The sequence below is a fragment of the Anaerotignum sp. genome, from assembly GCF_045122575.1.
Classification (GTDB): Bacteria; Bacillota; Clostridia; order Lachnospirales; family Anaerotignaceae; genus Anaerotignum_A.
Genome location: NZ_JBGVHV010000003.1, coordinates 1 through 6,380, shown reverse-complemented (window position 1 = coordinate 6,380; position 6,380 = coordinate 1). Strand labels below are relative to the sequence as shown.

8 protein-coding genes are annotated in these 6,380 nt (G+C 45.0%); 5 read left to right on the top strand and 3 right to left on the bottom strand.

Annotated features, from left to right (window positions below; genetic code table 11):
- Positions 1-139 precede the first annotated feature (139 nt).
- On the bottom strand, positions 140-1,318 hold the full coding sequence (locus ACJMLT_RS00110; RefSeq protein WP_405724754.1) for an IS110 family transposase: 1,179 nt from the start codon (positions 1,316-1,318) through the stop codon (positions 140-142).
- Between the two features lie 259 nt (positions 1,319-1,577).
- On the opposite strand from ACJMLT_RS00110, the gene ACJMLT_RS00105 reads away from it, so the two are divergent.
- The 5 genes from ACJMLT_RS00105 to ACJMLT_RS00085 all read left to right on the top strand — a co-directional run bounded on the left by ACJMLT_RS00105 (position 1,578) and on the right by ACJMLT_RS00085 (position 5,529).
- Positions 1,578-2,201 carry a site-2 protease family protein gene (locus ACJMLT_RS00105; RefSeq protein ID WP_405724751.1) on the top strand — a complete coding sequence of 208 codons (624 nt, stop codon included), beginning with the start codon at positions 1,578-1,580 and terminating at the stop codon, positions 2,199-2,201.
- A gap of 13 nt (positions 2,202-2,214) precedes the next feature.
- On the top strand, positions 2,215-2,982 hold the full coding sequence (locus ACJMLT_RS00100; RefSeq protein ID WP_405724748.1) for a segregation and condensation protein A: 768 nt from the start codon (positions 2,215-2,217) through the stop codon (positions 2,980-2,982).
- Positions 2,979-3,524: an SMC-Scp complex subunit ScpB gene (scpB, locus tag ACJMLT_RS00095; protein ID WP_405724745.1), complete on the top strand. Its 546-nt coding sequence runs from the start codon at positions 2,979-2,981 to the stop codon at positions 3,522-3,524. The genes ACJMLT_RS00100 and scpB overlap by 4 nt, the downstream gene beginning before the upstream one ends.
- 51 nt (positions 3,525-3,575) lie before the next feature.
- A complete protein-coding gene (locus tag ACJMLT_RS00090) occupies positions 3,576-4,733 on the top strand; it encodes a D-alanyl-D-alanine carboxypeptidase family protein (RefSeq protein WP_405724742.1) in 1,158 nt (385 codons plus the stop codon).
- A gap of 73 nt (positions 4,734-4,806) precedes the next feature.
- A complete protein-coding gene (locus ACJMLT_RS00085) occupies positions 4,807-5,529 on the top strand; it encodes a pseudouridine synthase (protein ID WP_405724739.1) in 723 nt (240 codons plus the stop codon).
- 35 nt (positions 5,530-5,564) lie between these two features.
- Here ACJMLT_RS00085 and ACJMLT_RS00080 read toward each other — a convergent pair whose 3' ends face one another.
- Positions 5,565-6,158 (bottom strand): DUF4275 family protein, encoded by a 594-nt coding sequence (locus tag ACJMLT_RS00080; RefSeq protein ID WP_405724736.1) that lies wholly within the window; start codon positions 6,156-6,158, stop codon positions 5,565-5,567.
- Between the two features lie 15 nt (positions 6,159-6,173).
- The gene (locus ACJMLT_RS00075; protein ID WP_405724733.1) at positions 6,174-6,317 is read right to left on the bottom strand and encodes a hypothetical protein; all 144 of its coding nucleotides are present in this window, start codon (positions 6,315-6,317) and stop codon (positions 6,174-6,176) included.
- Positions 6,318-6,380: the final 63 nt, after the last annotated feature.

The window sequence follows — 6,380 nt, the reverse complement described above, 5'->3', positions numbered from 1 at the left end:
AAAGACTAACTATTAAAAGTCAAGTCAAAAAATCAAAATTTTAAGTAAAGTGCAGAAATACTTTTCAAGTAAGTTAGAACCTTAAAAATTGCATGACAAAAAGAGCATCGTACGGATGCTCAGAGGAGTAATCGGAAAATTATGCTGCCTGAGAAATGTATGTTTGGTTGGATTTTTCGAGTTGATAAATCACACGTACAAGTTTTTTAGTTGCATGGGAAAGTGCAACATTATAATGCTTGCCCTCCGCACGCTTTTTGGCAAGATATGCTGAAAAGATTGGATCCCAGTGACAAACATATTTTGTTGCATTATACAATGCATAGCGAAGATAGCGCGATCCTCGTTTTTCCATGTGGGCGTAGCAGTTATCTAATTGTCCTGATTGATAGGTAGACGGTGACATACCTGCATAAGCAAGGATTTTGTCTGGAGAGTCAAATCGGCTGAAATCGCCAATCTCAGCAATGATCATAGCCCCCATCTTGTAACTGATGCCGGGAATTGTGAGGATTGGGGAGTTGATTTCATCCATAATGATTTTAATTTCTGCTTCGATCTCATCGATTTCAGCATCCAATTCTTGTATTAGACGAATGGTATGTTTCAATTCCAGGGACTTCGCAGGCATATGAGATCCAATAGAGTTTCTGGCAGTTTCACGAAAACGAATGGCAGTATCTCTGTCATATCGTCCCCTGGAAGCTGTTGTAAGAAGATTGGTCAATCGAGTTAAGTGAGCTGATGCGATCGCTGAAGCATCTGGAAATTCAGATAAAAGGGCATATACAGAAGCCATATGGAGTGAGGGAACTAATTTTTCTAATTCAGGAAATAGGATAGTAACCAAACGAGAAACAGATTGTTTCAGTTTTGCTCGTTCTTGTACTTTATCAAAACGATAACGGGTCAGTGACTTTAATTCTTCGTTGTGATATGATGTGTCTGAATAGGACTTTAAGTTCACATCAGACATGATCATAGCAGCAATGGTATGGGCATCGACTTTATCTGTTTTTGTTTTCCGCAGGCTTAGACTTTTCCTGTAGAGATTGGCATGTAACGGATTGATGACAAAGGTGGGTAGACCTTTATCAAGAAGAAATCCCAGAAGATTGTAGCTATAGTGTCCCGTGGCTTCGAGTCCTATTTTTATTTGGGAAGGATCATCGGATGCGGAAGAAATCTTCTGATAGAGGCTGTCAAATCCCTCTATGTTGTTGGAGATGGTAAATACTTTGGATATCAATTTTCCATTTGCATCAAGGATGCAGCAATCATGTTTGTCCTTGGCAATATCGATTCCGACATAGATCATAGCAATGCTCTTTTATAAGAAATTTGATACTGTTTTAGAACCACTGGTGCTCCTTGCGATTGTAACCTCGTTCTAAATAAACCGTCATGCGGTATCTAACTGATTAACAAATAAACAAAGAGACTGTGGTTGTAGCCTTTCGAAAACCATCTGGTGGTAGGAGTTGAGAAACAATCCACAGTATCTGAAACAGTATAGCATAATGACCTTGGAGAGGGTCTATAAACACTACTACTTTATAATACGAGGATTTGAGTATATGGAAATTACAAATACACTGCTTCTGATGGCCATCGGTATTCCTGGCATCATCGTGGCAACAACGATCCATGAATTTACGAGAGCTTTGGTTTCTACTATTTTTGGTGATAACTACCCCAAAAGCCAGAAACGACTGACCCTAAACCCCATCAGACATTTTGAACCCATCGGTTTTCTGCTGATGTTTTACAGCGGCGGCTTCGGCTGGGGTAAGCCTGTGGAAACCAGTGCATTATATTATAAAAACAGAAGGACACAGACCCTGCTGGTGGCGATCCTGCCTTCCGCTGTGAATCTGGTGCTGGGGATCGTTTTCATGGGCGTTTATGTGATGCTTCGAAAAAACGGCGGCAATGCATATCTGATCGCTTTATTGAATTATCTTGCCTATTATAATGTTGGTCTGGTCATGTATAACCTGCTGCCTGTGGCTCCCATGGATTGCGTGAAGGTGCTGGCAGTGGTGATGCCTGCCAATCAGTATTTCAAATATATGCAGAATGAAAAAATGATCCAGATGATCTTCCTGTTCCTGCTGTTCTTCGGTCTGATTACAGGCTGGATGGATACTCTGATCTATGGCGTTCTGAATCTGTTTGGCAATATTCTGGGCATGGCGTAAGGGAGATATATTTATGGAAGAGATCAATATCAGACTGGATGCCTTTGAAGGGCCTTTGGATCTGCTGTATCACCTGATCGAAAAAAATGAGATCGATATTTATGATATTCCCATTGCATCCCTGACAGAACAGTATCTGGCTTATCTGGATGCGGCGGAAGACAGAGATATGGACGGCATGAGTGAATTTCTGCTGATGGCGGCGACCCTTCTGGAGATCAAAAGCAAAATGCTTCTGCCCAAGCCCAAAACAGAAGAGGAGGAAGGCCCTGACCCTCGTGAAGAACTGGTTCAGCGACTGCTGGAATACAAAAAGATCAAGGATGCCACAGAAACCCTCAGAGAAAGAGAGGAAGATGCGGCGCTGGTATTCTATAAGGAAGCGGATGCTTCTGTAGCAAAGCTAAAGGAAAGCGAGCCCCAGGAACTGGAGGATCTTCTGACGGGCATCACCTTGGATGATCTGCATGCGGCATTTCTGCGTGTGATGGCCAGACAGGAAACAAAGGTGGACAAAGTCCGCAGTTCTTTCCGTTCTGTGCAGAAAGATATGTTTACGGTCAGCGAAAAAATGGAATATATTCGGGATCTGCTGATTTTGCGCCCTCATGGGACAACTGCCTTTCATACTATTTTCCGTGAGAATGCGGGCAAAATGGAAAAGGTCGTGACATTCCTTGCCCTTCTGGAACTGATCAAACAGAAGGAAGTGCAGATCAGTCAGGAGAAAAACTTTGGAGAGATCCTGATCCAGAAATACAGAGAAGGAGGCGCGGCATGAGATTATCAGAACTGGAAGCAGTAGTAGAATCCCTGCTGTTTATTGCCGGGGATGCGGTGCCGCTGGCATCCATCGCCCAGACTATTGAACTGGATAAAGCCACGGCCAGAGCCATTGTGCTGGCACTGGCGGATAAATATGAGAAGGAAAAGCGCGGTCTGCGTATCGTGGAGATCGAAGGGGCATTTCAGATGTGTACGGCGGCGGAATGTTTCGAATACATTCGAAATATGTATAAAAGCCCCCAGAGACAGGGTCTGACCCAGTCCCTGCTGGAAACACTGGCTATCGTTGCCTATAAACAGCCCATCACCAGAGCCCAGATCGAAGAGATCCGCGGGGTCAGCTCCGATCATGCTGTAGCGAAGCTGGCGGAAAAACGCCTTATCTGCGAAGTGGGCAGAGGGGATACTCCCGGTAAACCGGTGCTGTTTGGGACAAGCAATGAATTTCTCCGTTATTTCGGTTTCAAGAGTATTGGCGAACTGCCTCCGCTGGAAGAAGAAACAGACGAGGAAAACGGCACGGAATTGACGGTGTAAACGTATACATACCATGAAAAAGGAATAGAAATAGCAGGAGGAGGGATGCGTATGAAAAGACGAATACTCTCGGTACTCCTGCTTTTTTTATTTTCTGCTGCAACGGTTTTTGCGGCGGAGCCGAATGTTGCCGCGCAGGGGGCGGCTCTGATCGATGGGAAAACGGGGCGACTCCTTTGGGGAAGGAATGCAGAGGAACCTATGGCCATGGCAAGCACCACAAAAATTATGACGGCGATACTGGTTCTGGAAAACTGCGGGCTGAAGGAAGTGGTTACGGTGAGCAAAAATGCTTCCCGTCAGCCGGAGGTACATATGGAACTGCGGGAAGGGGAACGGTGGAATGCAGGCGATCTGCTTTCTGCCATGATGCTCCGTTCCTATAATGATGCGGCGGTGGCACTGGCAGAGCATGTTTCGGGAAGTGTAGAAAACTTCTGCGGAGAAATGACACAAAAGGCGAAGGAGATCGGTGCGGAACATACGGTTTTTGGTTCGCCCAATGGTCTGGATAGTCATCTGACCGATGCCGCGCACCATTCCACGGCTTATGATATGGCACTGATCGCGGCCTATGCTCTGGAAAAGGAAACCTTTCGGGAAATCATTGCACAGCCGGAGATCACTGTGGCGGATCTAAAGGGAAAGCATGTCTGTAATGTGACCAATGCCGACAGATTTTTGCAGGAATACAGCGGTGCCATCGGAGTGAAAACGGGCTATACCAATAAGGCAGGACATTGCTTTGTGGGGGCGGCGGAACGGGAGGACATTCTGCTGATCTCGACCGTCCTTGGCAGCGGCTGGGGGACAGGCGGTAAGGAGAAAAAATGGAAAGATACGAAAGCATTGATGGACTATGGATTCGAAAAGTTTCATTTCCATGAAGCGGTCAAAAAAGGGACAGTGTTCGGAGAAGTGAGGATCACTGATTCTCCGACGGAAAGAGTGGAGACGGTTCTGGCAGAGGGATATGCGGCGTTATTTTCGGAGGAGGAAAGAGAAAGCCTGCGGATGGAAGCGGTTTTGCCCAAAGAGGTGGAAGCACCTGTGGAAAAAGGAGAAAAACTGGGGAAAGCCCTTCTTTTTCTGGGAGACGAAAAGATCACAGAGATCGATCTGCTGGCGAAGGAATCTGCGCCGACCTTTACCTTGGCGGAACGGCTGCAAAGACTGGCGGAAAACTGGCTTTTCTGGAGAAAGTTTTGACTTTCCGCCGTTGCTCATGTATACTGTTTTCAATAACTGATGTGAAATGTTTTTGAAAGAATGGAGATATAGAATGGAAGTAAGACTGCAGAAATATCTGGCGGATGCAGGGGTTGCCTCCCGCAGAAAGGCGGAAGAACTGATCGCCCAGGGCAAGGTAAAAGTAAATGGCAAAGTAGTCACAGAAATGGGCTGCAAGATCGACCCCAAAAAGGATGAAGTGACTTATCTGGATCAGAAAATCGATACAAAAGAAACCAAAATGGTATATATCATGCTGAACAAGCCTGTGGGTTATGTGACCACGGCGAAGGAACAGTTCGGCAGACCTGCTGTGGTGGATCTGGTAAAAGGTGTAAAGGAACGTATTTTTCCTGTGGGTCGTCTGGACTATGATACTTCCGGTCTGCTGCTCTTAACCAATGACGGTGACCTGACTTATAAACTGACACATCCCAAACATGACGTGGATAAGACTTATATTGCAAAACTCTACGGTATCCCCGATGAAGGTGCCCTGCAGAAATTCCGCAGAGGTGTGACCATCGATGGTGTCAGAACAAAACCTGCAAAGATCCAGATCATTGATAAAGACAAGGATGGTCGTTTCTGTACTGCGGAAATCATCATCCACGAAGGCAGAAACAGACAGGTCAGAAAAATGTGCGAAGCCATCAAGCATCCCGTGGCGCAGCTGCAGAGGGTTGCCACAGGCGAACTGAAACTGGGTAGTCTGGAAAAGGGCAAATATCGCCACCTGACGGAAAAAGAAGTGAAGTATCTGAAAAAACTGTAAAAGGAAAGACCCTTGTGTAAACAGGGGTCTTGTTTTTATGGCAGTTTGTAAAAGTATGGGCCACACATGCTTTCGTGGGTATGGATGTACGTCCATTTTCCTTCGGGACTGAACAGATAAAAATCCGAGAATGGAATAAAATCGTGGTCGAAATCTTCGGCTTTGAACAGGTGGGCGTTTTCCACCAGCCAGGCATTTTTTGAGTATTGTTCAAAAAGATAAACAGAGGTCGAGGTCTTATGTTCCGCATTAAAGGCTTCTCTTGCTACATCATCTGTCATGGCATCCAGAAGTTTATAGCTGAACAGATGCCATTTGTATTGTTCAAAATAAACCTTTTTTCGGTCTTCTTTGGAAATAGAAGCGGCGAAGAGTTTTGTCCATTTTGCTTTTACGGTGCGGTCGTTGACAGGAGTGAAACGAATGCCTCTCTCTATCAGTTCTTTGCAGAATTGTTTATAGTCATAAGCATTGACATGTTCATAATAATCCCGTGCAGCTTCCATGATTTCATCAAGCATTTCCTGTCTTGCAACGAGTTCGTCTTTGTCTGGAACGGAGCGGGATTTATTCATTTCCTTTGAATATACATGAAAATTGATGAGAAACTCATATTCATAATCATCCATATGGTTCTTCCTCCTTTATAAAGGCCGTTCTCTGTCAGCTTTCCGTTGTCTTTCATCTGCTTTTTCCTGTTGTTTTTTTCTTTCTTTCCGACCGTGCCAGAAGAAGCCGATGATGTCATCGAAAAGCAGAAGGATCAATTCCAGAATATCATCCCACATGACATTCACCTCCTGTTTTCAATATAGCAGGATGATTTTTATTTTACAAGGCGGTGGTGGCAT